Raw genomic sequence first — 24,889 nt, forward strand, 5'->3', positions numbered from 1 at the left:
ATGGGGAGAATGACAGATTATTTAATCATCCTTAAGTATTCATCCAGCTGGCTGAAGGTGCTGGAGTATTCCTGGTGCAAACCATCAAGTGCAGCTTCAAAGCTGCGCTGCTCATGATCTTCAGGATTTAGAGGGGACGCGAACAGCTCTATCTCGGTTTGATCCTCCGAACTGAGGAAGCTTACATGATTGACCACTTCAAGAGGCCATCCGGAATTAAAAGGAGCGCGGACAGCACTCCCTTCTTCATCTGAAAATGAATTTATAAATACGAGCTTATCCGGAGGAGAAATTTCATCAAAGATGAACCGGCCCCATATTTCATATCCTTCGGGAGACTTTTGGCTATAGTGGAACATTCCTTTTGGATGGAGTTCCAGCATGGTGACCTTCATGGCATAACCTTTTGGGCCCCACCAGTTCTTGAGGTGCTCTGCTTCTGTCCATGCTTTGAATACAAGCTCGCGCGGCGCATCGAATTTCCTTGAAACCACTAGCCCGGTTCGGGTATCTTTTAGCATTGTCATGTCCTCCTCCTTTGAAATATTCAGCCGAGGGAGGTGGGAAATAGAAGCTGCGAAGTCTGGCCCGGCCATAATTATACTATTCTAAATATACGTTAAAAGAATGAAAGCTGTAAATTTATTTATCAAAAATGAAGTTATATTTTTCCTGGAAAAGACTAATTCCCTATGCAATCATATGTTCTATTATGCTAGTATAATAAGTAACTTATAAAAATAGACAGGATGACAGCATGAACGGAACAGCGCATATGACAGTCGGGGCCGTCATTGGATTTATGGCAGCAAATGCCGTGCAATCAAGCCCTGCGGAAACTCTTGTACTAGTGGGGATCGGCACAGCTTCAGCCCTCTTGCCGGATGCCGATATCGACGGCAAGCTCAGCAATAAAATTACGATATCACATAAAGCAATCCGCTCGATAGCCCAGACGATAGGGCTTTTGATGTGTTTGTACAGCTTTCTTGAAGGAGGAGATCAGGAGCGCTGGCTCGGAATGGGGGCTGGTGCAGCCATTGTAATCCTGGCATCCTTCATCACGAAGAGGAGGATGCTGACGGTTACAGGAATCGGGATAGCGGCCGGCGGCTTGTCTCTTCAGGAAAGCTGGCTTTTGCTTTTGGGCATATACATCATTGCAGCATCATTTGTCTCCCATAGGACCTACACGCATTCAGCGGCTGGCCTGATTTTCTTTGGGGTGATTGCCTATCAGCTCGATAGCTCCCTTGGGATAGAAGGAGTCTTTAAGACCTGCATGGCTGCCTATGCGAGCCATCTTATCACCGATATGAAGTTTTTACCTTTTAACAGGCGCGGCATTAAATTATTGCTGCCATTTTCATCAAAAGAGATATGAAGAAGCAGTCCTGAAGGGGGCTGCTTCTTTTTATAAGCTGGAAAGTTATATCCTGAAAATGCCATCTTTCATTCCCTTCTTGAAAGTTTAGCTTTCCGGAAAAGAAGGAAAAATAATGTTCAAGCAGATAAATCATCTATGAATTGGAAGTGGACAACTTGAAAAAGGGTTTTGCAGGGATAGCGATTGCCGTTGTAGCCTTAGTCATCATTTTTATGATGCTGGGATCCAGCTATAATGGATTTGTAAATGCTGAGGAAGATGTGGACAAAGCGTATGCGCAGATCGAAAACCAGCTTCAGCGAAGGCTGGATCTGATCCCGAACCTCGTTAATACAGTCAAAGGGTATGCTGCCCACGAAAAGGAAGTCATCCAATCCATCTCTGATGCCAGGGCGAGGCTGGCAGGAGCAAGGACACCGGAAGAAGAAGCGACGGCCAATACCGAGCTTTCGAATGCATTGAGCAGGCTGCTCGTTGTGGTTGAGAACTACCCGAATCTGAAGGCGGACAAGCAATTTACGCAGCTGATGGATGAACTTGCCGGAACAGAGAACCGGATATCCGTAGCCCGCCAGGATTATAATGAGCAGGTGGGAAGCTATAACAAAAGAGTCCAAAATTTTCCCGGTGTAATTGTTGCTAAAGTGACAGGCTTCGATGAAAAAGAATACTTCCGGGCCGATCCAGCTGCCGAAGAAGCGCCTGAAGTTGACTTTGGGGGCAATGAGTAATGATCCGGCATCGGGCATTCCCGCTTGTTCTGGCGCTGCTCCTGCTGTTTGTCTCTGCAGGCGCGGCACACGGTGAAGAAAACGGAATTCCCGCCCCATCCGGGGATATATATGTCCAGGACTTTGCAGATGTCTTAAGTCCGGAGCAGGAAAATGAAATACGGGCCCTCGGGCGCTCTCTTGAAGACCGGACCACTGCCCAGGTAGCAGTCCTGACAGTGGAAACAACCGGGGGAAGGCCAATTGAGGAATACGCGAACCAGGCATTCCGGCAATATGCAATCGGCAGTGCCGAAGAAAACAATGGCGTCCTGCTTGTTCTTGCCATGAAGGACAAAAAAGCCCGGATTGAAGTCGGCTATGGGCTGGAGGGCCGGATACCTGACGGCAAAGCCGGAAGGATACTGGATGAAATGACGATTCCGCTGCTCCAGGCCGGACAGCCGGGGCAGGCTGTCCTTGACACATATAAAACACTTGCCGGCGAAGCCGCAGCGGAGTATGGCCAGGGTACAGCACAGCCTGCAGGAGAGCAGGGCACAGGCATTCCTTCCTGGCTATTATTTATTATTATCGTCGGGGTCATTGTGCTGGATTTCATGTTCTTTGGCGGTACACTGACCTATATTCTTCTTTCTGTCATTTCGCGGGGCGGAGGAAGAGGCGGCGGAGGCGGACCACGCGGCGGCGGGGGCGGCTCATCCGGCGGCGGAGGTGCCAGCAGGGGCTGGTGAGAGAGAAAAGAAGGGCTGCTTGCGTGTGATTTTGCCGATTCGGTAGAAAAAGTCAGGAAATAATCAAAAAAACACCGGCTTTAAGTGAATGAATCCTTCAATCGGTAAATTCAAGCACCGCTCTGATTCTAAACCACTCACATTCAACCGCTGCAAACACGTCTTAAGGCTAACCCCGAGCTTTAGACGAACAGATTAATAAAAAGCCGGAAACTATGAATGATTAGTTTTCGGCTTTTCACCATTTTAGGATAATATTTTTGAAATCTTCTTCATCGCTTCGTCCGGGCAGAAACCGGAGAAATGCTGCAATAGTTTTTCTCTGGCATCCTCTCTGCTGATAGCGAGGCGCTCAATCCCGTTTTTCTCCAGCCAGCTTTCCATCGTTTCATAGGAGGTGCTGTTCCATCCGTTCGTTTCCCCTGCTTCATTTTGTTTTTCCTTTATTCCGGAAATGACAATATCCATGCTTCCCTGCAGTTCCTGCAATCCTTGGTCGAAAGCCTTTTTGTGCTCTTTGCCAAGCAGATTAGCTTTTTTTCGCAAAAGGCGCGTGTCGATATCTTCATGGGCACTGATGAGGCTGAACAGAGTCAGCGCTTCTTTTGATAGCTCCCCCTTATGGTATCTTTCTTCAGGCCCATCGTTTTTCCCCAGAACAGCGAGAAAAAGAGGTACCCAGTCTTTTGAAATGAAAACTGCCTTTTTACTGATGAACTTTCCGTAAGCGGCAATCCCTTCTCCCGCAAACCGGGTCCGCCATGTCCAAGGGTCTGAATCTCCTCCTGCATGCCAGCTTTCAGGATCCGTAATGGTATTGAGCGCCGGGTATCCCGGAATGAGGGGAGCCAGCGGCAGCAGGCCTGTCTCCTTGATGATGACTGCTGCTTCATTAAATTCCACTGCTTTGTAATCTTTCATGATTCAGCTTCCTCCTTTGGATAATATCTTTCTATGTATCTGCCTTTTTTCAATATTTCATCAGGCGAAGCGGCTGTCGACTCTTCGACGGTGCTGCCTGTTTCTTCAATGTAGGCTTTCACGATTTTGTATCCTTCGCTGTAGCCGTAATGGAGGGGAAGGGGGCCACCGCCATTAAGCACTTCAAGTGATCGGCTAAAGTCAGCCTTATGGAGGTCGTCTCTCACCTTATTCCAGAAAACTGGAGCTGCCTTTGTATCGAGGGGGAGGCTGGTCATTCCCGGATATACTGTTTCTTCAAACATGACGGCTTTTCCCTCAAAAACAAGGTTGTCCAAAACTGTATTCTGATGAGAACTCTCAAAATGCTGCTCTGTCCATGTGCTGTGATGGTATTCATGGGATATTGAACTTTTGATCATGCGATCAGAAGAATTATAATCACTATAATAAAAAATAATCCTGCCTGCACCGGTGGCCACCATGGTTTTAACCATTGTGTTGTCTGTCGGAAAAATGCACACATTGATGTCTTTAGTGGATGGGAGAATTTCAGAAGATTTTTCGAGCGCTTCTTTAATCAGGGAGTCCAAACGCTCTTTGTTCATTGAATTTATTACTTTTTTAAGGGTGCCTGGAAATTTGTTCACCTGATAATCCTGGATTTCCTCTGCCATATGAGGGTAATCAAGGTCTGTAAAACATTCCTTTTCAATAGGCTTAAGAATTTTTTCTTCATAAAGTGCCTGCCGTTCCTGGCGTGGTGTCTGTTCAAGATTATCCAGATAATCTTCATAGAGGTACTGTGCATGGACAATGTTGAAATTCTGGTTTCCGCCATCATTTTTGAAGGATGAGACGACCGGCTTAGTTGCTTCATCGGCCTCTTTTTCACATCCGGCAAGAACTGCAGAAATGAGTATGAGAGTAACCAGCGTAAGGAGGGGCTGTTTCATCACTGGTACCTGCCTTTCTGTTAAATTAGGATATAAATATTATAGTTTAATTTGGAAAAAATTACATGGTGTATCCCGTATCTCCTTTCACCTTGAAAACGTTAAGCATATGTCCAGGAAAATGATTGGAGGCCGATTATGAAAAAACTGCTTATTTTAGGAGCAAGCGGGCTTATAGGAAAAGCTTTGGCGGAACAGGTAAGGGAGGATTTTAAGATTTATGCTACTTATCATTCTGCGGTGAATAGAACTGTGTCCGAGAGGGACATTCAGCTTGATGTCGGTGACCCTGGTGCTGCAGGGAGCCTGATTTCATCCATCAGGCCGGATATCACGGTTTCCTGCTTAAGGGGGGACTTTTCCGCTCAGCTGAAGTTCCATCAGGAGCTTGCGGAAGCAATGAAGGATGGAAACTCCATGCTTTATTATTTTTCAACAGCTAATGTTTTTGATGGGGATTTTTCAAAGCACCATAACGAGAATGATATGCCTCAATCACAGACCGATTATGGCCGTTTTAAGATCCGGTGTGAAAGCATGCTGCAGGGGGTTCTGGGGGAGAGGGCAGCGATCATCCGGATTCCTGCAATATGGGGGAAGAAATCTCAAAGGTTAAGCCATCTTAAAGATGCGCTTCAGAAGAAGGAAGGGATGGAGGCTTACACTCATCTGGCATGCAATCATTTAACGGATGTACAGCTGGCGAGGGCGGTGAGTTATATGATGGAGAACAGGCTGAAGGGAATCTTCCATTTAGGAACAAAAGATATGCTTTCGCAGTTTGCATTTGCCGCCAGGCTGGCAGAGCGTCTGCCAGGAAATCAGGAGAGTATCCGGCCTGTCATTTTCAAGGACGAACATAACAGCTATCATTTTGGCCTTGAGTCCATCAGGCAGGATATTCCTCCGCATCTGGTATTCTCTCATGACGATATGATCGAAGAATTATTGAAGTAAACAAAAAAGGGCCGAGGCCCTTTTTGTAGTTTATGCCGCGCGGAAATCCTTGCTGTTCACCCGCAGCTGGCGGTATTTGAATATCTGGCTGATATACCAGGCGAGCACGGCGGCCGCCAGCGAGAAGCCAATGATCATGGACAGCCGGTAATCCATCCCCAATCCTTCCGGTGCGTAAAAAATATACGTGCAGACGACGCCTGTCATAAACAGGGCCGGCACCCCGCAGATCCAGTGAAAGCGGCTGTTCTTCAGAAGGTATACAGTGCCTGTCCACAGCATGACGGTAGCAACCACCTGATTGGTCCAGCCCACATATCTCCAGAGGAAAGTGTAGTCAATGGTTGCCAGGAACAGAGCCGGCACTGCAACCAGCACGGTTACCAGAAGAATCTTGATTTTGCTTTCCATATTAAAGAATTTGGCAAAGATTTCAGTCAGGATCATACGGGAAGAGCGAAGTGCCGTATCTCCCGTGGTGATAGGCAGAATGATAACGCCAAGAATGGCCAGGATTCCGCCAAGTGTCCCAAGAAGGGAGGTGGAGATTTCATTCACGACTCCGGATGGGCCTCCTGCTGCGAGTGCCTCTCCCAGGCCGGCTGTTCCATTGAAAAAGGTCATGCCGGCTGCTGCCCAGATAAGGGCGATGACGCCTTCAGTAACCATGGCGCCATAAAAGATTTTGCGGCCGTCTGATTCTTTTTTCATCGTACAGGCGACAATCGGGCTTTGCGTACAGTGGAATCCTGAAATGGCTCCGCATGAAATGGTGACCATCAATAGCGGCCAGATCGGCAGCTCCCCTGGATGAAGGTTCTCCAATGTCAGGTTGGGGATGCTTTTACCGGAAAAAAGTAATGAAATGCCGATTGCCAATGCCATGAAAAGCAGGATGCCGCCGAGCAGAGGGTAAATCTTCCCGATAACGCGGTTGATCGGCAGGATGGTTGCCAGCAGGAAATAGGCAAAAATAATCAGCAGCGAGACCGTAAAACTGAGAGGTGTCAGCTGGGCGATCAGCTGGGCGGGGCCGGCGGTGAACGCGGCTGCCACCAGCACCATCAATACAAGCGAAACGACGCTGATAATGGTTTTAACGGTTTGTCCGAGATAACGGCCGACAAGGGAAGGGTATTGTTCTCCCTGATGGCGGAGGGACATCATGCCTGAAAAATAGTCATGGACGCCTCCTGCAAAAATTGTTCCTGCCACTATCCAAATAAAGGCTGCAGGACCGTATAAGGCTCCGGCCACCGCTCCGTAGATCGGCCCGAGGCCAGCTATATTTAAGAGCTGAATCAGGTTTCCCTTCCACCAGCTCATCGGTACATAATCGAGATTGTCCCTTTTCGTATATGCAGGTGTCGGAGTGCTGTCATTAATGATGAATACGCGTTCCACAAATTTAGAATAAAAAACGTAGCCGAGTACAAGCAGGACTAGTGCTCCAAAAAAAGTAGCCATTATTGTTCTCCTCCTGTTGATTGCTTTTGGAATATGAAACATTTTAACACTTTTATGCATAAAAACAACAGATTTTTCAGAAAAAATATAAAATTTGGTTTATTGGCTCTGGACACCATTCTTGCACCAGAGCCTATTTAATCATAAAGAAAGCCCTTACTGCCCAGCGGACTTTTTTCCTGAATTCCAATAAGCTATGGGCTGTTGCTTCTAGAGGAAATGGGGAAGATGCATGAATGATATTCCGATAGTGCGGGACACTAACGGCTATTAAGACACATGACGGCAGGAGCATTCAATATGAGCCACACAGCTGCCCATTACGCCATTTTATGGACCGTTCTGATTGCTACCGGTGCAGGCAGTCTATATTTGATAAGGTATAACACTCTCCGCTATGGGATTATGTTCATATTGAGCAGCATCACTGCCGCACTATTCTGCGTAATGTTTTTCAGGATGGGCTTTTACCGCTATGCTCTGCCAATGAAAGAGGTTCTGCCGGCAGCAGCCGTCAGCTTCAGTTTCCTGGCAATATTATTGATTAGGTACAGACCTGAAAAAAACACTTTTCCTTTCTTTTTTATCAGTATCACAGCCGTGTTTTCCATTGAAGTCCTTTTAAAGGATTATGCGGGCTTTATAAGGTTTCACAATGGCTGGGATTATTGGGACTCTTATTCCCTTTATTGGCTTTTCCTCCGCCTGATGGGGTTTGTCGGCGAGTTTTTTATCCCAAGAGCCTACCGGACCCCAATCAGAACAAATACAAAGGGTTATTGGCTTCTTTTTATTGCCATGTTGATTTATGCCTGCTTTGGTGTGTATATACTAAATAAAGGATGGGCGGAAATATTGTAGTTGTGCAAAAGCTGCTGCCAGGCAGCTTTTTCCAATTAATTAAGGTAAATATATCCACTTTAGAGAAAAGGATGTAAAATGGGGGGGACGAAGTAATCGGGAGGAGCTGTAATGAAAGCTGTTTTCTTTGATCTGGATGGGACCCTGCTGGACCGTGATGCTTCTATAAAAGAATTCTCAATTCAGCAGTATCAGAGATATTACGATAAACTCAGCCACATCCCTCAAGCTGTGTTCACGAATAGATTCAAAGAACTGGATGCCCGGGGATATGTCTGGAAAGATAAAGTCTATCAGCAGATGGAAGCGGAATTCACTTTCCAAGGGATTGCGGCTGAAGATCTTTTAATGGATTATCTTAATCATTTCCACCAAAGCTGTGTTCCGTTTCCCCATCTAATTGAAACATTGTCTGATTTGAGAGACAGGCAGATAAAGATGGGGATTATCTCGAATGGCAGATGGGGTTTTCAAATGGCGAGTATCCAGGCTCTTCAGGTTGAGGAATATTTCGGAGTGATCCTGATTTCGGAGCGGGAGGGCATCAGCAAGCCGGATCCGCAAATCTTTCACAGAGCTATGGACAGGCTCTGCGTTTCTCCATATGAGAGTGTGTTTGTCGGAGACCATCCGGTTAACGATATAGAAGGCTCAAAGAGGTGCGGAATGGAAGCTGTATGGAAGAGGGATCCAAACTGGAATAATACGGCTGTGAAGTGGAAGATTGATGATTTAAAAGAACTTCCGTTGTTGATAGATAGAATGAGAGGCGGCGAAGATGATGGACTTGGTGCAAAAGCTGCTGAATAAAAATATTCGGGTGACTGAGCTTCAGGCTTGGGGCGCCTATTTGCGTTTTCAATGGGAATATAGCTTCGCAGGAGGGCTGAGCGCTGCTGAGAAGGCTGGCGTCTATCTGCACGATTCGGACGGAGCGTGCGGATATCTCTGGCATCTCTTCAGCTGGAAGAAAGCGGAGTGTCTCGAAGGGGACAGTGCGGATGCGGCATTCAGCTGGGCAGAAAAAGCAGGCTGCTATCTTTTTTACCAACATTGCGACAAGGCTCTGATTCTCGATGATGCCTTTGCCCTTCAAACCTGCGATCTGCTGGGAGAGGAAGATGTGTATATAACAGACAGGCAGTTTCGCTGGACCTATGTCAGAACACATGAGACAGGTTTGTGCGGGCCGTATTTCCATCATCTTGACAAATCTCCGGCTGCTATTAAATTCAAGTAGGCTCGGCCAGCATAAGAAAGTCCCGGGAAATGGCCCCGGGACTCTTTATTTTAATTAATATGCATCTGTTCTATGCTTTTCACCGAAAACATGGCTGTCCAGGTATTTATGGAAGAACCATTCTCCTGCTGCAATGACGATGGCGCTGATGATAGAAGCGATGATGATGTCACTGTCATTGGCAACAAGGTTATTGCCCATGAACCAGATAACCAGGAATGCGAGCACCGCATCTGAAATAGTCGCAATCAAATTTCTTTTTCCCTGGTCTGAACGGTCTCCTGTTGTACGGAAGATTAACAGGTCGCCGGCAATATAAGCCAGAATGGTCAGAACCACACTAATGAGCAGGGAATCGGTCAGACTTACATCAAAAAAGCCGGTTAAGATAATGCCCAATACAACAGCAATCATCACAAATTTAATGAGAAGTGCCTTAACATGTTCCATTGTTCATCCTCCTTCTGTGGTGTTGGTATATCCATTACTTAGCCTGGCCAGCCCGGGCATAAACCCAAATATTTTCCTGCAGGAAAGGGAATTAATACCAAAAATAATCATGCTTAAAAGGGTGGCAAGCGGGTAATGATTGGTAAAATCCTGAAAAAATTGCTTCATACTGATTCAATAAAATAGCAGTAATCCAGGGAAATATATGGCCAACATCCAACATGAAATGGAGCTGAGCAGCATGGACGGTAAAGGGACCGACCAGATCATCAAACTTCTGGAAGATGAGAAAAAGCTCTATGAAGATAAACAGATCAAGCTGGCTATCGAAAAGGGGAGCAAAGAGAAGGAAGCTTATGTAAAGGGAATTTCAGAAGGATTATCGATTGCTGCAGCCATCATTTCCGGTGCTGGTGAGAAGTAATCGACCCGGGGGAAGTAAAGGACAGCGGACATTGGTGAGGAAAGGCAAGGGCTGAAATGGACAATTCTTTCATTGGCATTATACTATCTGCAATGGCAACAGGATTGGGCGCTGTTCCAATCCTGTTTTTGGATAAAATTAACGGGAAAATGAAGTGCATCCTGCTGGGATTTGCTTCAGGGGTCATGATGGCAGCGACAGCTTTCAGCCTTATCCCTGAGGCACTTAAGGCCTCTAATTTACTGGTGCTCTCAATAGGGATGCTTGCCGGTACAATTATACTGAACTATGTGAATTCAAAGGTTTCGGAGCTGGATGCCGGCGACATACGCTTTAATCCAGGCATCGACAGAAAAACGCTTATCATCGTCATTGCAATCATGCTTCATAATTTGCCGGAAGGCCTTTCGGTGGGGGTGAGCTACGGATCGGGCGAAGATAATCTCGGAACGATCATTGCTTTGGCTATCGGTCTGCAGAATGCCCCCGAGGGGTTCCTGGTCGCCATTTATTTACTCTCAGAAAATATCTCAAGAATTAAATCCCTCCTGATTGCCGCTCTTACGGGAGCGGTCGAAATTGTTACAGGGACGATCGGCTACTTTCTGGCATCAAAGGTGGATGGCCTTGTTCCATATGGCCTGAGCTTTGCGGCCGGGGCTATGCTTTTCGTGATCTTTAAAGAGCTGATCCCTGACAGCAATGAAAGGAAGGAAGAGAAAATTCCAACTTATGCTTTTGTGCTCGGGCTCCTTGCTATGCTGTTCCTTGTCCAGGAGTTTGGATAAGGAAAGGAAAAGGCAATGGCCGCAGGTTCGGAGAAGAATCCGGAACCTGCGGCCATTGTTCTGAGAAAAAGCCGGCAGCATTTACTCGACACTGTTCGCCAGCTGTTCATGCCATTTTAAAGTCTGTTCTTCGTTCTCCCCATTGATGAAGATATGCTTTCTTCCCATTTCAATATAAATATAGGGGGCTTCTTTGTGGATAAAGAGAAGGCTGCTTCCATAGCCTTCTACCGTAAACCGGCCTTTTGCAAGGGTTGACAGGCCAAAGCCGTTTTCCTTCCAGGTAACCTCCGGCATTTCCTCAAGCAGTTCTAGTTTCGTAATACTCTCAATTGGCCATTCATCCCCATACATGCCTGTTATTTCAAACGTATCTTCTGTGATTGCGAGATCCGGCTTTTGATAGCCGAGATAGGTAAGGCCGCTGATGAATCCAATCACGACGAAGGAGAGGATGCTGGTGAACCAAAACATTCTTTTTCTTTTGCGGGGAATTTCGAACTTGGACAAATAGATGCTGCCGCCGAGGAGGAAAAGAAGCATAAAGCCAATTTGGACTTCCATTGCATATGTGAAGCCCGTAAAGGCAAGTGGAAGAAGGATGAGCATCCCGATTGCCGTCGCCAGCAGGAGGCCGCCCGTTTTCTGGGGCATTTTATTCTGAATGAGTTCCTCCTGCTCTGCTGCGGGACGTCCGGCAAAACCAGAAATGAGCCAGTAGTTCTTTTTATAGCGGATGGCCCATCCGAGAATAGAAAAAAGCACAATAACAAATACCTGTATACCTGCGAGGAACCACATAAAAACCACTCCTTTTTTGTTCGCTGTCTACTCTACGGATGGAGAGGGGCTTTGGATTCACCTTTATGCGGTTCCTGAAAATAATAACCCTGAAAGATTTATTTGCTGCTTTATGCCATCCCGTGCTTTTTGCCTCCAACAGATACAGGGGTTTTGTAGCCTTCTGCGTGCACATCTTCAATACTGGCATGTTCACTGTTATCAGCCAGACCGAACCTGCCGTTCTCTCCTTCTGCCCGTACCTCCGAAACGCTGACATGCCGGATGCCTTCGCCAATCTGGATTCCCTGCTTTGCAGACCCTTGGATGGAGGCTTTGCTGATCTCTACATGATCAGCCCGCTGAGCTCCGCCGAACACTTTAATATCCACTCCTGCTTGTTTAAAGCCCTGAATGGCCAGGCGGTTCAGAACGACATTCCTCGCTCGGTATTGGATGGCAATGATGGGATTGCCGGCATAGTCATATTCAGGGTCGCCTATCAGTGTGAATTGGTTGATCACAACATTTTTATAAGCTGATACGACCAATCCCCTGGGTGCAGAGCCCGCATAAAGGTCTGTATGCACCGGGTGGATGCTCACTATCTTTGTTGCCCTGATGTTGCGGGCGGTCTGCGATTCTGGATCGCCGGCTTTATGATGGCCGATGTGGCGGAAGTTAAAGGAGCGGTTATCATTAACGGAAAGGTGGCCGATGATCTGGACATCAGAGGCTGCTGAAGAATTATGATGTGCCTTGATTTCCACCCCGCCGAAGCAGCGTGCGGATGAGTTATTGACGAGCCAGACATTTCTTGAGCCATCATCCACTTCAATGCCGTTTGAATTGGAGAAGCCTTTTTTGTGGGTACGGCCGCTTGGATCGCACATATGGCAGTTGGAGATCAGTATATTGTCGCTGTGATGGGTGGTGATCCCGTCATCTCCAAATCCATAGCCGTTCAGCTTGTCCAGCCAGACATAGCGGCTGCCTCCGCGTGCGCGGTATCCATCTCCTGAGTAGTTATAGAGTGTGGACGAAATATCAAAACAGTGAAGGCCGGGATTGATGGCTTCCACATTTTTTACCCATCCATACATCACGTTTGCATACGTAAGGCAGCTGGAGTGGTTTCCCCAGGTGCTGGTTTTAGCTGCATTGCCGAGCCTTTCGACGTTCCAGTCCAGGCTCAGGTTCCGGACAAGGATATGATGGTTCCCTTTCCAGTGATTTGAATTGGTCACCAGCCTTGCCGCCTTAGGAGACTGGTCAAGAAGTTTTATGACTGTCAGGCCTTTTCCTTCCCCCTGCAAGAGAGTCCATGAAGGAAGCTGAATGCCAGACACCAGATAGGTGCCGGCCGGAATGCTGACTTTTGCCTTGCCTCTGCCGATGGCCCGCCTGAAGGCTTCTGTATCATCGGTTATCCCATCTCCAGCTGCTCCGCATTCTTTAACACAAACCTCTTTTTCTAAGGCATGGTATAGCCTGGTATATTCCTGGTCAAGCTTTTTTTTCCAGAGAGGGAAGGCAATGCCGGATTCATCAACTATTGTACTATCGGTCTCTTCATTATTCCGGTCTGCGGTCAGGATCAGGTTTTCTGCTGCTTTAATCAATTTCTTGAAAAACCCTTTGCCGTAATCAGGCGTTTTTCCGCTGTGGCCCGGGCCGGAAGGGGTTCTTCTCTCGTTAAACAGCCTGTCTGTCTCCTCGGCAAGCGTTTTTGTATCAAGCCCCGGGCTAAACTTATCTATCAGCTCTTTATTGCGGCACGGATCATGCTGCTTATCCAAAAATAGCATTTACGGATCACCTCTATTTCTTTGAGCCTGCTGGGCTATTGTATTATTCCCGTCCGGACAGGCTGCTAACCTTATTGCATCCAGAGGAGGGGAGAGAACAGCAAATAGGAAATTAATAGACAGAAAATTGCAACTGGGTTAGTTTTATTATTAGAATACATGCGAAAAGGGGATGAGTGCAAAGAAGCTGTAAGGTTCTGTCTGAAAAAGGTTCACTTCAGAAGGATAATATCTGAATGAATTTAGATTATACACGAAGGGAAGAGACTGGATGAATCCGTTTGTATTTGCCTGCATCACTCCGCATGGTGGAGAAATCATACCTGAACTGCAAGGGGAAAAGCCGGAGCGCATGGAAAAGACGAGAAAGAGCATGGGGAGGCTTGGGGCTCTGATGGATAAAGCCCGACCTGACAGCCTGATTGTGCTCACTCCCCATGGAACGCGCATCAATGGACAATTCGCAGTGGCTGTTTCTGAAAGGCTTGAGGGGGAAGCGGCTGAAAATGGTTCCTCCTTTATGATGGAGAGAAAAACCGATCTGATGCTTGCTTCCTCTATTTTGGCGGAGGCTGAAGCGAAAGGGCTTCCTGCAGCCGGAATTAATTACGGAACAAGTGCCGGACCGCTATCCTGCCTTCCCCTTGATTGGGGTGCAATAGTACCGCTTCGTTTTATGCCCGAGGTGCCGGTTGTGGTCATTACGCCTTCGAGAGAAATAACTTATGAGCAGCATATCGCTTTTGGCAGGGCAATCAGAAAAGCAGCAGGGGAATCAGGGAGAAAAGTCGGCCTGATCGCCAGCTGCGACTGGTCTCATACGCATGACAGCGAAGGGCCTTATGGCTATCATCCGGCTGCGGAGGAATTGGACCGCCGGACAGCAGAATTGATAGAGTCAGGGAGGCTGGAAGACCTTGCTTTGTTCGATCCGGAGCTCGTGGAGAATGCAAAGCCGGACGGGATCTGGCAGACACTGATCCTGGCGGGGGCAGTCCCGGAGGAGGAACGGCACAGCAGGCTGCTCTCTTTCGAAGCGCCCACCTATTTTGGATTGATTTGCGCCGCTTATTATCAGAACCGGGAGGCAAGGAAAAATGATTGATTGGCAAAGGGAAGCAGAGGTACGGAAAAACGATCTGATGAAGGATCTGATTGGGATATTAGAAATTGCCAGCATCAAAGATTTATCCACGGCAACTGCAGAAAGGCCGATGGGGGATAAAATCGGCGAAGCGCTGGAGTATATGCTGAAGCTTTCCGGAGAAGCAGGCTTTACAGTGAAAAATGTGGATGGAATGGCCGGGCATGCCGAGCTGGAAGGCGGCGGGGAGGGAACAATCGGCATTCTTTGCCATGTGGATGTCGTTCCGGCCCCCGGCGAATGGACAACACCGCCCTTTGAACCTGAGGTAAGGGACGGCAGACTGTATGCACGTGGAAGCATAGATGACAAAGGTCCGACACTTGCCGCTTTTTATGGATTGAAAATGGTCAGGGAACTTGGACTTGAGCTAAGGAAAAATGTCCGGATCATCTTCGGGACAGATGAGGAAAGCGGGATGAGCTGCATGCGCCATTATGCAGAAGCAGAGCTTATGCCGGAGGAAGGCTTTGCTCCTGATGCGGTTTTTCCGATCATCAATGCTGAAAAAGGCCAGATGAATGTGAAATTGGCAATTGGGACGGGCAGGAAAGAACCGGGGCGGGAGAGGGTCTTGTCACTGCTGTCCTTCCAATCGGGCAGCCGCATTAATATGGTGCCTGAAAGTGCTTCTGCCAGTGTGGCCGGTCCTGATGCAGGACAGCTGGAAAAAGACTTTATCCTTTTCTGTGATGTAAACGGCGTCCGCGGAGATGTTGCTATAACTGATGATGTTGCTACTTTCAATCTGTATGGAACTGCAGCCCATGGGATGGAGCCTTTCAAAGGTGTGAATGCCGGGACCCTGCTTGCCGTTTTCCTGGCAGATTTGGAAGTGCAGCACACCGGGGCGGAATTCCTTTCTTTCTTAAAGCTTCTCCATGGGGATTTTTACGGCCACAGGCTTGGCATTTCATACAAAGATGAAGTATCCGGTCCGCTGACAGTCAATCCGGGCATCATCTCCTTTGATCAGGCTGGTGAAAGCTTTGTGCAGCTGAATATCCGCTGTCCGGTTTCCTCTGTTTATGAAGATTTGAAAAACAGGCTGGAGGAAGCGGCTGAGTCTCAGGGGTTTAACCTTGAAGATTACAGAGAGTCGCAGCCCCATTACGTGGCCCCGGGGCACCCTGTGATTGAAGCCCTTCAAAAGGCATACCAGGAAGAGACAGGAAAAGAGCCGGTCCTTTTGTCAACAGGCGGAGCCACATACGCCAGGTTCATGAAAAAAGGGGTCGCTTTTGGCGCCTGCTTCCCTGGGAAAGAGATGACTGCCCACCAGAAAGACGAATACATTGAAGTGGATGATCTGGTGAAGGCGGCAGCCATCTATGCAAGGGCTATTTATGAGCTTGCAAAATAAAAACAGGCTGTTTGATCAACTTTTATTCAGGTGGCGGCAGCCGGTCTGGCATAGATGATCCCTCTCGATTTTAAAAGGTTAAACTAAACCGATTTAAGCAAAGAAGCTCAGCATGAAGCTGAGTTTTTTTGCTGTTCATCTTTATTTGTTATTGTAAATATTTAGTCAAAAGTGTAAAATTACACTAATTACAAAATAAAGGAAGTGCTGGAATGCCTGGTAAATGGATTCTGTATTTTGGGATTGCCCCGTTCCTTCTATCTATGCTGTCTTTCCTTTTCCTGGGGGCCTGGCCGGACTATGCCTTTCTCCTGCAGATTATTGTGCTTGTGGCAGGCGGACTGCTGATTGGTACATTTAAAAGCAGGAAGCTAAACGAGAACGATTGGCTTCTTGCCTGTGGACCGCTGGTATATACAGCAGTCATCTGGGCGGTTTTTATGATACTGACAGGAGGGTTTTCCGGCCACGAATCCTGGCTGTTTTATGGTATCCTCCATATTCCCTTTGCCCCGATCTTCATCTTCTCTTCCCTCATGGGCGAAGGGCGGACTTTCTTATGGGCTCCGATGGCATTTGAGCTGGCGTTCCTGGTGCCTATTGCAGTTTCAATGATTAAGAGGAAGAATGCCATTCGGATGATTCCCAAAAAGAAGGCTATCATTCTATCTTTAGTATTTGCGCTCTCGATAGGCAGCGGAGCCTTCATCCATTGGGAGCGGAGCAGAACCGTCCTCCCTTCTTATGGTTTCGATTATGCTGGCGGCTACTCAAGCACAGATCTGACACCCTATGATATAACCAATACGAACAACCGGCTTCCGAAACTTGAGGGAGGAGCTGATTTTTCAATTTCGGATGCTGATTCCATGCCTGTGCTGGATGGAGCAGAAGCGGCATTCCCTGTATATTCAGCCTTTGCGAACGCAGTTTATAAAAACGTCCGGGAAGTTTCTCTGGAAAAGGAAGTGGTGAGCTTCACTAACACCATCTACGCCTATGAACGCCTCCTGTCGGGAGATGCGGATATTTACTTCGGTGCTGAGCCCTCCGCCGAGCAGCGGAAAATGGCCGAAGATGCAGGGAAGGAACTGGTAATGACCCCCATTGGAAAAGAGGCATTCGTATTCTTCGCCAACCCGGAAAACAGCATTAAAAGCCTTACTGTTGAACAGATAAAAGACATTTATTCAGGAAAAATAAAAAACTGGTCGGAGGTAGGCGGAAGCAGCGGCAAAATCATTGCGTTTCAGCGGCCAAAAAATTCAGGGAGCCAGACACTCCTGGAAAAAATCATGGGTGATACACCTATCATAGAGCCGTTGAAGGAAGAGGTCCCTGAGGGCATGGGCGGAATTATTGAGCAGGTTGCGGATTACCGGAACTATGACAATTCTATTGGATTTTCCTTTCGCTTCTTCGCCACAGGAATGAACGGAAGCACGGACATCAGGCTTTTAGCGATAGATGGCGTGGACCCAAGCCCGGAGAACATTGCCTCTGGAACATATCCATTTACTGCTTCCCTGTACGCCATAACCCTCAAATCAAATCCCAACAAAAACATCCCTCCGTTCCTGGAATGGATGCAGGGTGAGCAAGGGCAGCAAATAGTGGAAGAAATCGGGTATATAAAGGAATTTGAAAGCTGAGCCGGGTTACTATAGAAGGGGAAAACCAGGGGACTAAACGGTCCCTTTTTCCAATGGCTGGAACCTTTTCATGCTCCAATCCGTAATACAGACAGACAGGAGGAGACACTATGAATCATTTATCGGATTTGAAAACTTCTATAACCCCTTTTGAATGTGCTATCAAACTGCTGGAATCGGAATCATTGAACACAGATAAAATCCACGAAGAGTACCATACGCCTGCCGAAGGAATTGAGTTCTGTGTCCTTGTGTTTGAGAGATTTTATTTCCGCACGGGTGGAAGAGCGTCGCTGACGGTCATCATGGAAAATGTAAGAGGAGACAACAAAGTGAGATGCATTTCTGCGGGAAGTGCGGAAAGTCTGATCAGCTTTGATTGGGGAGCAGGCAAAAGCTTTGTCAATAAGGTGAGGGAAATTCTGGTTCCTTATACATTGGGAAAATAATTTAAAAAGGAAAACTTATGATAGAAACTCACCTGATAACAAATTCCTTAATATGGTAAACTATTAAATAGAACAATAATAGATTAAGAGGTGTGTTTCGTGCTGAAAAAGAAAAAGCTGGTAATAGGGATAGGAATTCTTGCAGCCCTGGCCATTATGCTGCTGATGGACGCTGTTAAAATCTCAAATGAGAAGCGACCTCCAAATCCGGTGGTCATGGTTGACGGGGAGAAAGTAGATGCCGATCTGCGGGGCTATACCTGGCATGGTGAGACACAGGCAGTGAAAAGGGCGAATGCAGCTTCTGTAACAGAAGTAAAACCCCGTTCTGAAATAACGGTACAATTTGGGACAAAGGACGAGCCTGAATCCATTGCACTGGACACGATTTATGGAACTGACCGCAAGAAGCCGGTGTATACAGGCACATATACGTTATCCAACAAGCCCGGCCCCATCACGATGAGAATAAAGGCAAAATGGGAAGGCAAAGGCCAGGCAGAATATACAGTGAGCCTGGACGTTGAAGAGGAATCGTCATACCAGGAACTGCTGGCTGAAGAAGCTGGTGAATATACTGTCCTGGCTATAAGGGAAAATGACCAGTCAGACCTGGGCGTTACTGAGGATGTTTATCAAGCTGGCGCCAACCGTGTGGAATATAGAAATCTGGATACAGTTCAACGAATATATACTGACCTGGAAGTCCGGCAGGCCCCGTATTTTATTGTGTTTAGCTTTGAAAAGCCTGTCCTGGGAACGAGCGATCCTGGTGAAGCTGCTGAGTACATAAGAACTCATGCTGACTGAAAATCGTCTGGCTTAAAAAGGGTCAGGCTGCTGCCCCTTCATCAGAAGTCTCTTTTCAGCATAGCTTGAAGCGCATCAATATAAAGCCGGGGTTTGGGTTTCCGCATATTCATTTAACTCGAAATAGCTGCCCTGTTTCATGTATAATAGTGGATGAGACTTACTATTTTCTGCAGGCATGGAAAGGTTTTTCCATGCAGCCATAGATCAGATATAAGTGAAAGAGAGTGGAACAGATGGGCCGTAAATGGAATAATATCAAAGAAAAAAAGGCATCCAAGGATGCAAATACAAGCCGTGTGTACTCTAAATTCGCATTGGAAATATATGTAGCGGCAAAGCAGGGGGAGCCGGATCCGGAATCCAATCAGGCTCTTAAATTTGTGCTCGAGCGTGCCAAAACCTATAATGTGCCAAGAGTCATCATCGACCGTGCGATTGATAAAGCAAAGGGCGGCGGAGAAGAGAGCTATGACAACCTCCGCTATGAAGGCTTTGGGCCGAGCGGTTCCATGGTCATCGTGGATGCTCTCACCAATAATGTGAACAGGACCGCATCCAATGTCCGCGCGGCATTCGGAAAAAATGGCGGAAACATGGGCGTCAGCGGCTCTGTATCCTATATGTTTGATGCAACGGCTGTTTTCGGTCTTGAAGGCAAATCAGCTGATGAAGTGCTGGAAATCCTGATGGAAGCAGATGTTGATGCACGTGATATCCTTGAAGAAGAGGATACAGTCATCGTTTATGCCGAGCCAGATCAATTCCATGCCGTTCAGGAAGCTTTAAAGGCTGCCGGGGTTGATGAGTTTACAGTGGCAGAGCAAACGATGCTTGCCCAGAATGAGCTTTCCTTATCAGAGGAAGACCTTGCCCAGTTCGAAAAACTGGTCGACGCCCTTGAGGATCTGGAAGATGTCCAGCGTGTATACCACAACGTGGATTTAGGAGAATAATTAGAAAAGCAGGCTTTCCTTGTTGGGGAGCCTGCTTTTTTCTTATTTATCTGCTCACAAAGAAAGGCAGTTTCTCGATGCCTGCGAGGCGGGCGTATGTAAACAGCTGTCCTTTATGATGGATTTCATGGTCTTTGGCATTCTCAAGGAGTACGATCCCGGGCATGGTCATGCCATAGAAATCGATTGTTTTGCCCAGCTGGTCCTGGGTCAGCTCTTCAAGTGCTGATTTTGTTTTTGAAGTTTCCTCCTGGACAAGTGCTTTTAGCTGCTCCAATGTTTCAATGGCCGGATACTCAGGCGGCGGCGTAAATTCGCCTTTCTTCACTGTCTGCACGAACATCTCCATAGAGCCTGTTATATGTGCTGTCAGCTCAGAAACAGACATCCCCTGCTCCCATGCTTTGAAATCCTGCTGCCCTTCTTCAAATGTGCTGAGCAGTTCGATCAGCGCATTCCTGTGGCCGAGCCAGCCTTGGATGAATCCATTCCATTTATCCATTAAGATCTTCCTCTCTTCTTATGAAAAATTCAGGCTGTGCCTCCACATCCTGCTGCCATCAGTATAATTCACTTTCCCGGGGCATTCAAAGGTGGTGCCTGCATATAAGAGCGTTCACTCAAAGGGGGCCTTTGGTAGAATGGAATGTATAGATTCGAAAGGGGGGCAGGATTATGCCTGGACATATCCATCATATTGAAATGAACGTATCTGATTTGCAGAAAACCATTGAATTCTGGGGCTGGTTTTTAGAAGAGCTTGGCTATGAATCTTTTCAGGAATGGGAAAAGGGGCGGAGCTGGAGGCTGGATGAAGCCTACATCGTATTTGTGCAGACAGAGGAAAAATATCTTCATTTCCCTTATCACCGCTCGGGAACGGGCCTCAATCATATTGCCTTTCATGCTGATTCCCGCATCCAGGTCGACCGGATGGCAGAACAGCTAAAAAAGAAGGGGGTCAGCCTCCTTTATGAGGACAGATATCCATATGCCGGCGGAGAGGGTCATTATGCTGTATTTTTCGAGGATCCGGACCGGATAAAGGTTGAGCTTGCCGCACCATAAAACAGGCCGGAAGAATAGACTCCGGCCTGTTTTGCTTTATTTTATACTAACAGCCATTTCCAGAGCTTCAAGCGGTACCTTCTTTGTTTGAAGCTCGTAGATTCTTTCTCCATCTTCCCAGTAAATATCATTTTCGACCTCATTGCCGCCCTGCCTGTAATGAACCTTGATGCGCCCATCATCGTGTGGTGCAGGGAGGTAATGGGATTCAAGATAATCAACCATCTGGCGTGCAATTGCCTGATCATCCATTTGATCTTCTGAGACTGAGCTGATCTGGAGAATCCAGTTGCCTTCTTTCCAGTTTAAATATTTATGGCCTGCCGCTCCTTCTCCCATACCCTTGATGCCATGACCGAGATCAATGGCCATTTCTGCCGGTATATCGTCGAGTGACATCGGCGGGAACAATTCCTGCTCATTGTATGCTGCCGTTTTGTTATGTGCCTTAAAGACAGCGACAACAGGGGCGCTTCCATCAGGTGTTAATGAAGGGTCGTTGACAGGCACCATTTCATTCGTCTGATAGAAGGTGACCTGATAGGAATCTGTCTTATCCTCCTCGATTGAGGCTGAAAGATGGGTGCCTTCCTTCAGAGGGAATGAAGCGGGCAGGATAGCATTCTCCATCTTCAGCTGCTCTTTCACACTCCCGATGACGTCATCGGTTGTCTGGGTGCTGCCAGACTGGCTGTTATCTTCCTCTGTGCTGTTTTCTTCTGTCCCATCTGCTTCGGCTTCATTTTCTTCTGTACCGGTTTCTGCATTCTGATCATCAGGTACAGTAGTCTGTTCCTGCTGGGAATCTTCCGGAGCAGGAGAACCCGCGTCATCCGTCCCCGAACAGCCTGCTGCAGATATGGCAAAGGCAAGTGAAACCGGAAGCATCAGTCTTTTTTTATACATTGAAAATCCTCCTATTAGAATTGATATTAGATGTTTTCCCTATCTTTGCTGGAGGAAACGGTAGGTCAGCGCTGGAAAATTGAGAGACTGAATACAAAGATATATAAATACTATGCAATAAATAATTACCGATGAATTTACCGACGTAGTAAATACTTTTGCTGGGTACTACGAGAATAGGATGGATTTTCGGATGGGGCTGCTAATTTCCGTTCCAGGCACTTCGCTTTCCGCGGGGCGAAGTTGAGCCTCCTCGCGCTGCGCGCTGTGGGGTCTCAACATTTCCGCTGCAATCCCGCAGGAGTCTACGTGCCTTGCACTCCAATTAGCAGGTTTTCCAAAAATTTTTGGGCAAGGAAACAGGCAAGGATTCTATGTTTATCCATTACTGCACAAACATTGCTGTTTTCCGGCAGTATCATACAGAACTATTTTATTCTGGGGTATAAGGATAGCTATCAGGATGGGGCTGCTAATTTCCGTTCCAGGCACTTCGCTTTCCGCGGGGCGAAGTTGAGCCTCCTCGCGCTGCGCGCTGTGGGGTCTCAACATTTCCGCTGCAATCCCGCAGGAGTCTACGTGCCTTGCACTCCAATTAGCAGGTTTTCCAAAAATTTTTGGGCAAGGAAACAGGCAAGGCATTGTATGTTTATCCATTTTCATACCAACAGTGTTTAATGTATATCTACGTAAAAATTAAAGGAAGGACAGAAGGTTTCGTCTGTCCTCTTTATCTGTCAATCGTCACTGAAACAGCTGCCGTCCTTAATCCTCCTGCTTCTTAATCTTGGAAGGATTATTGATCTTATAGCGCACATCCTTATTCAGCTTCCGGTCGACGATTTTGGCTTCGAAGGTCAGCCTGTTCCCTTCAGTGAGCTCTGCCTTTTTCAGTGTTTTGCTGTAGCTGCACCAGGCTTCGCCAACTTCGAGCGGGCTTTCTCCTGTAATCTGCACCTGCTCAAAGACGATGATTTCTTCATCGGTCTCGTTAAAATGGTTATATTTTGTGGTGAATTCTTTAATGGCCGCCTCAAATGGAACCTTATCTGCCGGAAGGTCAAGGGCAGGAGCTTTTCTCTTTTTCTTCTCTGCCGGCTTTTTGTCATCGTCTGCCTTTGCCGGGGCCTTCACCGGCTCTCCTGCTTCCGGAAGCCCGGTATCCTGCGGGGAATCTCCCGTTTCAAGGGCACTGCCTTTGCCAAAGGAAGAGCTCTGCATTTCTTTTAAGTATGCAGGATGGACGCAGTGAAGGGCGTCATTGGAAAACGCCACTACAGCCGTTTCATGAGTGCCTGTCTGCAAAAATCCTTTTATGATGACAGTATAAGCGGAAGCACCGCGTTTATAAGAAAATTCCTGTTTAGCATTTTTGGCGGAGGCCGTAATCAATCCCCACTCCCTTAATTTAGCCGCATAGTCATTTTCATCGGCAAAGGTGAAAAATTCGCCGGGTGGTATCGTTTTAAACATAAGTGATCCTCCGATCTTTATTTTCTACTTGAACCAGCCTTTTTTCTTGAACCAGGCAAACATGGCAAGCCCGATAGTGAGCATGACCAGCAGGGTGGCAAAATAGCCGCTGTCCCATTCCAGCTCTGGCATGTGCTCAAAATTCATCCCGTATATCCCTGCGATGAAGGTGAGTGGCATGAATATGGTCGTAATGACCGTCAGCACCTTCATGACCCTGTTTGTCTGATGGGCATTCAATGATAAATAGCTGTCCCTGATATCGGTAGTCAGCTCCCTATTCTCTTCAATCATCTCGGCAAGCTTCAGGAGATGATCATGGATATCGGAAAAATATTTGATTTTTTCCTGAAAGCCAGCGAGCCGCTGGGAGTTCAGCATCCTGTAGATTAAATCCCTCATCGGAGCGACAGTGTGCCTCAGGGCCAGAAGATCGTGCCTGGCATCAAAGAGATCCTCAAGCAGAAGCTCCATCGGCCTGTCCTTTGAATTTTCGTCAATATCATTCAGCGTGTCCTCCAGCTGGTAGACGAGCGGAAAGTAGTTGTCCACAATTTTATCAAGAATATGGTATAGAACCAAGAGCGGCTCCCATTTATCAGGCGAGTTGGACAGCCTGAGCCTTTCCCTGACATCTTCTATTTCAGTGGAGGGATGGTGATGGAAAGTAATCACATAATTCTGCCCGAGGAAAAAGTTAACTTCTTCACGGTCAATCGTATCCGGATTGACACTATGCGTAACAAAAAATGCATAGTCTTCATAATAGTCGAGCTTTGGGCGCTGAAGCACATGGATACAGTCCTCGATGGCCAGAGGATGGAAATTCAGCGGTTTTCTCAGCAGTTCGATTTCTGCATCGGAAGGATTGCTGAAATCCGCCCAATACCAGAGAATATCCTCTTCGAGCAGCCTGGTGATATCCCAATTGCTCTTAATTTCATGATTCTTAGTAACCGCAATCGTTCTGATCATATTATCTCCTTTTAACAGTGCATCCTCTTTATAATAAACGAAATAATCGCTTTAATAAAATTTGAAAATAGGTTGATGATACAGGCTTTTTAAGTGAAATAAAGACATATGACCGATTGACCCGTTATTTTTTAGGAAATTCGGGTAATAAATAAGTACTAACACAATTGAATGATAATATCTTATAAAAACAGGAGGCAGGAACGATATGAATTCCGAGTACAAACCGAACCAATTCAACCAGGATCAGTATTTATCATCCATCCATGACCTAGCGGATAAAGACAGCTGGAAGACAAGAAAGATTCTGTCTCAGGAAACAACAGAATATACAGATGCAGTGAACGAAGTCATTGGAAAAGTGCAGGGCGAGTGGCTTGAAGCCAAACGATATGATGAAATAGACAAAGCTTTGGATAATAAAGATGAAGAGCGTTTTCAGGCCCTTACATCAGAAAACTGGGAAGCGGTGTTATAAAACAGGATGAATAGAGGAAAGAATATATTTATATTTCCGAGATCGGGCCCATCTTTTCAATTTGGAAATGAGCCCGATTTTTTTTTTTGTTTACCCGTTATTTATGGGATA

General features: G+C 46.9%; 28 protein-coding genes. 17 read left to right on the plus strand and 11 right to left on the minus strand.

Features of this window, described 5'->3' with window-relative positions:
• Positions 1 to 17: 17 nt before the first annotated feature.
• The gene (locus tag RBB45_RS09385; RefSeq protein WP_224952150.1) at positions 18 to 527 is read right to left on the minus strand and encodes an SRPBCC family protein; all 510 of its coding nucleotides are present in this window, start codon (positions 525 to 527) and stop codon (positions 18 to 20) included.
• Positions 528 to 757: 230 nt separating this feature from the next.
• On the opposite strand from RBB45_RS09385, the gene RBB45_RS09390 reads away from it, so the two are divergent.
• The 3 genes from RBB45_RS09390 (at position 758) to RBB45_RS09400 (ending at position 2,852) form a co-directional block, all read left to right on the plus strand.
• A complete protein-coding gene (locus tag RBB45_RS09390) occupies positions 758 to 1,384 on the plus strand; it encodes a metal-dependent hydrolase (RefSeq protein ID WP_009792389.1) in 627 nt (208 codons plus the stop codon).
• A 158-nt stretch (positions 1,385 to 1,542) separates the two neighbouring features.
• Positions 1,543 to 2,118, plus strand: a complete 576-nt coding sequence (locus tag RBB45_RS09395) for a LemA family protein (protein WP_148975977.1) — start codon at positions 1,543 to 1,545, stop codon at positions 2,116 to 2,118.
• On the plus strand, positions 2,118 to 2,852 hold the full coding sequence (locus RBB45_RS09400) for a TPM domain-containing protein (RefSeq protein ID WP_224952155.1): 735 nt from the start codon (positions 2,118 to 2,120) through the stop codon (positions 2,850 to 2,852). Before RBB45_RS09395 ends, RBB45_RS09400 begins: the two co-directional genes overlap by 1 nt.
• 246 nt (positions 2,853 to 3,098) lie before the next feature.
• Here RBB45_RS09400 and RBB45_RS09405 read toward each other — a convergent pair whose 3' ends face one another.
• Together RBB45_RS09405 and RBB45_RS09410 are read right to left on the minus strand one after the other, a co-directional pair.
• On the minus strand, positions 3,099 to 3,773 hold the full coding sequence (locus tag RBB45_RS09405) for an AlkZ-related protein (RefSeq protein ID WP_148950601.1): 675 nt from the start codon (positions 3,771 to 3,773) through the stop codon (positions 3,099 to 3,101).
• Positions 3,770 to 4,729 carry a DUF2268 domain-containing putative Zn-dependent protease gene (locus RBB45_RS09410; RefSeq protein ID WP_306009494.1) on the minus strand — a complete coding sequence of 320 codons (960 nt, stop codon included), beginning with the start codon at positions 4,727 to 4,729 and terminating at the stop codon, positions 3,770 to 3,772. The genes RBB45_RS09405 and RBB45_RS09410 overlap by 4 nt, the downstream gene beginning before the upstream one ends.
• Positions 4,730 to 4,867: 138 nt before the next feature.
• On the opposite strand from RBB45_RS09410, the gene RBB45_RS09415 reads away from it, so the two are divergent.
• A complete protein-coding gene (locus tag RBB45_RS09415) occupies positions 4,868 to 5,686 on the plus strand; it encodes a sugar nucleotide-binding protein (protein ID WP_101551967.1) in 819 nt (272 codons plus the stop codon).
• A 30-nt stretch (positions 5,687 to 5,716) separates the two neighbouring features.
• On the opposite strand, the gene RBB45_RS09420 is transcribed toward RBB45_RS09415, so the two are convergent.
• Complete coding sequence (locus RBB45_RS09420) at positions 5,717 to 7,153, minus strand: carbon starvation CstA family protein (RefSeq protein WP_022543309.1); 1,437 nt, start codon at positions 7,151 to 7,153, stop codon at positions 5,717 to 5,719.
• A 300-nt stretch (positions 7,154 to 7,453) separates the two neighbouring features.
• Here RBB45_RS09420 and RBB45_RS09425 point away from each other — a divergent pair, with 300 nt between their 5' ends.
• From RBB45_RS09425 to RBB45_RS09435, 3 genes are all read left to right on the plus strand, one after another.
• Positions 7,454 to 8,014 carry a CBO0543 family protein gene (locus tag RBB45_RS09425; RefSeq protein ID WP_022543310.1) on the plus strand — a complete coding sequence of 187 codons (561 nt, stop codon included), beginning with the start codon at positions 7,454 to 7,456 and terminating at the stop codon, positions 8,012 to 8,014.
• 111 nt (positions 8,015 to 8,125) lie between these two features.
• Positions 8,126 to 8,824 carry an HAD family hydrolase gene (locus tag RBB45_RS09430; RefSeq protein WP_224952157.1) on the plus strand — a complete coding sequence of 233 codons (699 nt, stop codon included), beginning with the start codon at positions 8,126 to 8,128 and terminating at the stop codon, positions 8,822 to 8,824.
• Positions 8,793 to 9,254: a DUF4275 family protein gene (locus RBB45_RS09435; RefSeq protein ID WP_224952159.1), complete on the plus strand. Its 462-nt coding sequence runs from the start codon at positions 8,793 to 8,795 to the stop codon at positions 9,252 to 9,254. The genes RBB45_RS09430 and RBB45_RS09435 overlap by 32 nt, the downstream gene beginning before the upstream one ends.
• 54 nt (positions 9,255 to 9,308) lie before the next feature.
• Here RBB45_RS09435 and RBB45_RS09440 read toward each other — a convergent pair whose 3' ends face one another.
• Positions 9,309 to 9,704 carry a DUF2512 family protein gene (locus RBB45_RS09440; RefSeq protein WP_009792377.1) on the minus strand — a complete coding sequence of 132 codons (396 nt, stop codon included), beginning with the start codon at positions 9,702 to 9,704 and terminating at the stop codon, positions 9,309 to 9,311.
• A gap of 205 nt (positions 9,705 to 9,909) precedes the next feature.
• On the opposite strand from RBB45_RS09440, the gene RBB45_RS09445 reads away from it, so the two are divergent.
• Together RBB45_RS09445 and RBB45_RS09450 are read left to right on the plus strand one after the other, a co-directional pair.
• Positions 9,910 to 10,128 carry a hypothetical protein gene (locus RBB45_RS09445; RefSeq protein WP_009792375.1) on the plus strand — a complete coding sequence of 73 codons (219 nt, stop codon included), beginning with the start codon at positions 9,910 to 9,912 and terminating at the stop codon, positions 10,126 to 10,128.
• A 56-nt stretch (positions 10,129 to 10,184) separates the two neighbouring features.
• Positions 10,185 to 10,916, plus strand: a complete 732-nt coding sequence (locus RBB45_RS09450) for a ZIP family metal transporter (RefSeq protein ID WP_094768062.1) — start codon at positions 10,185 to 10,187, stop codon at positions 10,914 to 10,916.
• 81 nt (positions 10,917 to 10,997) lie between these two features.
• On the opposite strand, the gene RBB45_RS09455 is transcribed toward RBB45_RS09450, so the two are convergent.
• Entirely contained in the window at positions 10,998 to 11,717 is a 720-nt protein-coding gene (locus RBB45_RS09455) for a DUF3784 domain-containing protein (RefSeq protein WP_224952161.1), read from the minus strand.
• 110 nt (positions 11,718 to 11,827) lie between these two features.
• Complete coding sequence (locus RBB45_RS09460) at positions 11,828 to 13,504, minus strand: glycoside hydrolase family 55 protein (protein ID WP_224952162.1); 1,677 nt, start codon at positions 13,502 to 13,504, stop codon at positions 11,828 to 11,830.
• Between the two features lie 271 nt (positions 13,505 to 13,775).
• Here RBB45_RS09460 and RBB45_RS09465 point away from each other — a divergent pair, with 271 nt between their 5' ends.
• The 6 genes from RBB45_RS09465 (at position 13,776) to RBB45_RS09490 (ending at position 19,878) form a co-directional block, all read left to right on the plus strand.
• A complete protein-coding gene (locus RBB45_RS09465; RefSeq protein ID WP_094768065.1) occupies positions 13,776 to 14,609 on the plus strand; it encodes a DODA-type extradiol aromatic ring-opening family dioxygenase in 834 nt (277 codons plus the stop codon).
• The gene (gene pepV, locus RBB45_RS09470) at positions 14,602 to 16,011 is read left to right on the plus strand and encodes a dipeptidase PepV (RefSeq protein ID WP_224952163.1); all 1,410 of its coding nucleotides are present in this window, start codon (positions 14,602 to 14,604) and stop codon (positions 16,009 to 16,011) included. Before RBB45_RS09465 ends, pepV begins: the two co-directional genes overlap by 8 nt.
• A gap of 212 nt (positions 16,012 to 16,223) precedes the next feature.
• Positions 16,224 to 17,663: a PstS family phosphate ABC transporter substrate-binding protein gene (locus RBB45_RS09475; protein WP_224952164.1), complete on the plus strand. Its 1,440-nt coding sequence runs from the start codon at positions 16,224 to 16,226 to the stop codon at positions 17,661 to 17,663.
• Between the two features lie 110 nt (positions 17,664 to 17,773).
• On the plus strand, positions 17,774 to 18,112 hold the full coding sequence (locus RBB45_RS09480) for a DUF6054 family protein (RefSeq protein WP_009792368.1): 339 nt from the start codon (positions 17,774 to 17,776) through the stop codon (positions 18,110 to 18,112).
• Between the two features lie 99 nt (positions 18,113 to 18,211).
• Complete coding sequence (locus tag RBB45_RS09485) at positions 18,212 to 18,922, plus strand: hypothetical protein (protein WP_009792367.1); 711 nt, start codon at positions 18,212 to 18,214, stop codon at positions 18,920 to 18,922.
• Positions 18,923 to 19,158: 236 nt separating this feature from the next.
• Positions 19,159 to 19,878, plus strand: coding sequence for a YebC/PmpR family DNA-binding transcriptional regulator (locus RBB45_RS09490; protein WP_009792366.1), 720 nt, complete (start codon positions 19,159 to 19,161; stop codon positions 19,876 to 19,878).
• Between the two features lie 46 nt (positions 19,879 to 19,924).
• Here RBB45_RS09490 and RBB45_RS09495 read toward each other — a convergent pair whose 3' ends face one another.
• Positions 19,925 to 20,380, minus strand: coding sequence for a DinB family protein (locus tag RBB45_RS09495; RefSeq protein WP_224952165.1), 456 nt, complete (start codon positions 20,378 to 20,380; stop codon positions 19,925 to 19,927).
• Between the two features lie 170 nt (positions 20,381 to 20,550).
• On the opposite strand from RBB45_RS09495, the gene RBB45_RS09500 reads away from it, so the two are divergent.
• A complete protein-coding gene (locus RBB45_RS09500) occupies positions 20,551 to 20,946 on the plus strand; it encodes a VOC family protein (RefSeq protein ID WP_224952175.1) in 396 nt (131 codons plus the stop codon).
• 36 nt (positions 20,947 to 20,982) lie between these two features.
• Here the strand turns inward: RBB45_RS09500 and RBB45_RS09505 are convergent, their stop codons facing one another.
• The 3 genes from RBB45_RS09505 to corA all read right to left on the minus strand — a co-directional run bounded on the left by RBB45_RS09505 (position 20,983) and on the right by corA (position 24,300).
• Positions 20,983 to 21,852, minus strand: coding sequence for a hypothetical protein (locus tag RBB45_RS09505; protein ID WP_009792363.1), 870 nt, complete (start codon positions 21,850 to 21,852; stop codon positions 20,983 to 20,985).
• A gap of 765 nt (positions 21,853 to 22,617) precedes the next feature.
• Positions 22,618 to 23,325 (minus strand): hypothetical protein, encoded by a 708-nt coding sequence (locus RBB45_RS09510; RefSeq protein ID WP_129613639.1) that lies wholly within the window; start codon positions 23,323 to 23,325, stop codon positions 22,618 to 22,620.
• Positions 23,326 to 23,349: 24 nt separating this feature from the next.
• Positions 23,350 to 24,300 carry a magnesium/cobalt transporter CorA gene (gene corA / locus RBB45_RS09515; RefSeq protein ID WP_009792360.1) on the minus strand — a complete coding sequence of 317 codons (951 nt, stop codon included), beginning with the start codon at positions 24,298 to 24,300 and terminating at the stop codon, positions 23,350 to 23,352.
• 208 nt (positions 24,301 to 24,508) lie between these two features.
• Between corA and RBB45_RS09520 the strand changes: the two genes are divergently transcribed.
• On the plus strand, positions 24,509 to 24,778 hold the full coding sequence (locus tag RBB45_RS09520; RefSeq protein ID WP_009792359.1) for an IDEAL domain-containing protein: 270 nt from the start codon (positions 24,509 to 24,511) through the stop codon (positions 24,776 to 24,778).
• Positions 24,779 to 24,889 lie beyond the last annotated feature (111 nt).

Origin of the sequence: Bacillus sp. MMSF_3328 (assembly GCF_030733525.1) — a bacterium.
Taxonomy (GTDB): domain Bacteria; phylum Bacillota; class Bacilli; order Bacillales; family Cytobacillaceae; genus Bacillus_AB; species Bacillus_AB infantis.

Excerpts from the sequence above, each read along its gene's own strand:
- RBB45_RS09410 (WP_306009494.1), bottom strand. The coding sequence starts at position 4,729 with ATGAAACAGCCCCTCCTTACGCTGGTTACTCTCATACTCATTTCTGCA.
- RBB45_RS09390 (WP_009792389.1), top strand. The coding sequence starts at position 758 with ATGAACGGAACAGCGCATATGACAGTCGGGGCCGTCATTGGATTTATG.
- RBB45_RS09420 (WP_022543309.1), bottom strand. The coding sequence starts at position 7,153 with ATGGCTACTTTTTTTGGAGCACTAGTCCTGCTTGTACTCGGCTACGTT.
- RBB45_RS09425 (WP_022543310.1), top strand. The coding sequence starts at position 7,454 with ATGAGCCACACAGCTGCCCATTACGCCATTTTATGGACCGTTCTGATT.
- RBB45_RS09450 (WP_094768062.1), top strand. The coding sequence starts at position 10,185 with ATGGACAATTCTTTCATTGGCATTATACTATCTGCAATGGCAACAGGA.
- pepV (WP_224952163.1), top strand. The coding sequence starts at position 14,602 with ATGATTGATTGGCAAAGGGAAGCAGAGGTACGGAAAAACGATCTGATG.
- RBB45_RS09460 (WP_224952162.1), bottom strand. The coding sequence starts at position 13,504 with ATGCTATTTTTGGATAAGCAGCATGATCCGTGCCGCAATAAAGAGCTG.
- RBB45_RS09405 (WP_148950601.1), bottom strand. The coding sequence starts at position 3,773 with ATGAAAGATTACAAAGCAGTGGAATTTAATGAAGCAGCAGTCATCATC.
- RBB45_RS09400 (WP_224952155.1), top strand. The coding sequence starts at position 2,118 with ATGATCCGGCATCGGGCATTCCCGCTTGTTCTGGCGCTGCTCCTGCTG.
- RBB45_RS09435 (WP_224952159.1), top strand. The coding sequence starts at position 8,793 with ATGATGGACTTGGTGCAAAAGCTGCTGAATAAAAATATTCGGGTGACT.
- RBB45_RS09430 (WP_224952157.1), top strand. The coding sequence starts at position 8,126 with ATGAAAGCTGTTTTCTTTGATCTGGATGGGACCCTGCTGGACCGTGAT.
- RBB45_RS09440 (WP_009792377.1), bottom strand. The coding sequence starts at position 9,704 with ATGGAACATGTTAAGGCACTTCTCATTAAATTTGTGATGATTGCTGTT.
- RBB45_RS09455 (WP_224952161.1), bottom strand. The coding sequence starts at position 11,717 with ATGTGGTTCCTCGCAGGTATACAGGTATTTGTTATTGTGCTTTTTTCT.
- RBB45_RS09415 (WP_101551967.1), top strand. The coding sequence starts at position 4,868 with ATGAAAAAACTGCTTATTTTAGGAGCAAGCGGGCTTATAGGAAAAGCT.
- RBB45_RS09480 (WP_009792368.1), top strand. The coding sequence starts at position 17,774 with ATGAATCATTTATCGGATTTGAAAACTTCTATAACCCCTTTTGAATGT.
- RBB45_RS09465 (WP_094768065.1), top strand. The coding sequence starts at position 13,776 with ATGAATCCGTTTGTATTTGCCTGCATCACTCCGCATGGTGGAGAAATC.
- RBB45_RS09510 (WP_129613639.1), bottom strand. The coding sequence starts at position 23,325 with ATGTTTAAAACGATACCACCCGGCGAATTTTTCACCTTTGCCGATGAA.
- RBB45_RS09520 (WP_009792359.1), top strand. The coding sequence starts at position 24,509 with ATGAATTCCGAGTACAAACCGAACCAATTCAACCAGGATCAGTATTTA.
- RBB45_RS09490 (WP_009792366.1), top strand. The coding sequence starts at position 19,159 with ATGGGCCGTAAATGGAATAATATCAAAGAAAAAAAGGCATCCAAGGAT.
- corA (WP_009792360.1), bottom strand. The coding sequence starts at position 24,300 with ATGATCAGAACGATTGCGGTTACTAAGAATCATGAAATTAAGAGCAAT.
- RBB45_RS09505 (WP_009792363.1), bottom strand. The coding sequence starts at position 21,852 with ATGTATAAAAAAAGACTGATGCTTCCGGTTTCACTTGCCTTTGCCATA.
- RBB45_RS09495 (WP_224952165.1), bottom strand. The coding sequence starts at position 20,380 with ATGGATAAATGGAATGGATTCATCCAAGGCTGGCTCGGCCACAGGAAT.
- RBB45_RS09475 (WP_224952164.1), top strand. The coding sequence starts at position 16,224 with ATGCCTGGTAAATGGATTCTGTATTTTGGGATTGCCCCGTTCCTTCTA.
- RBB45_RS09445 (WP_009792375.1), top strand. The coding sequence starts at position 9,910 with ATGGCCAACATCCAACATGAAATGGAGCTGAGCAGCATGGACGGTAAA.
- RBB45_RS09385 (WP_224952150.1), bottom strand. The coding sequence starts at position 527 with ATGACAATGCTAAAAGATACCCGAACCGGGCTAGTGGTTTCAAGGAAA.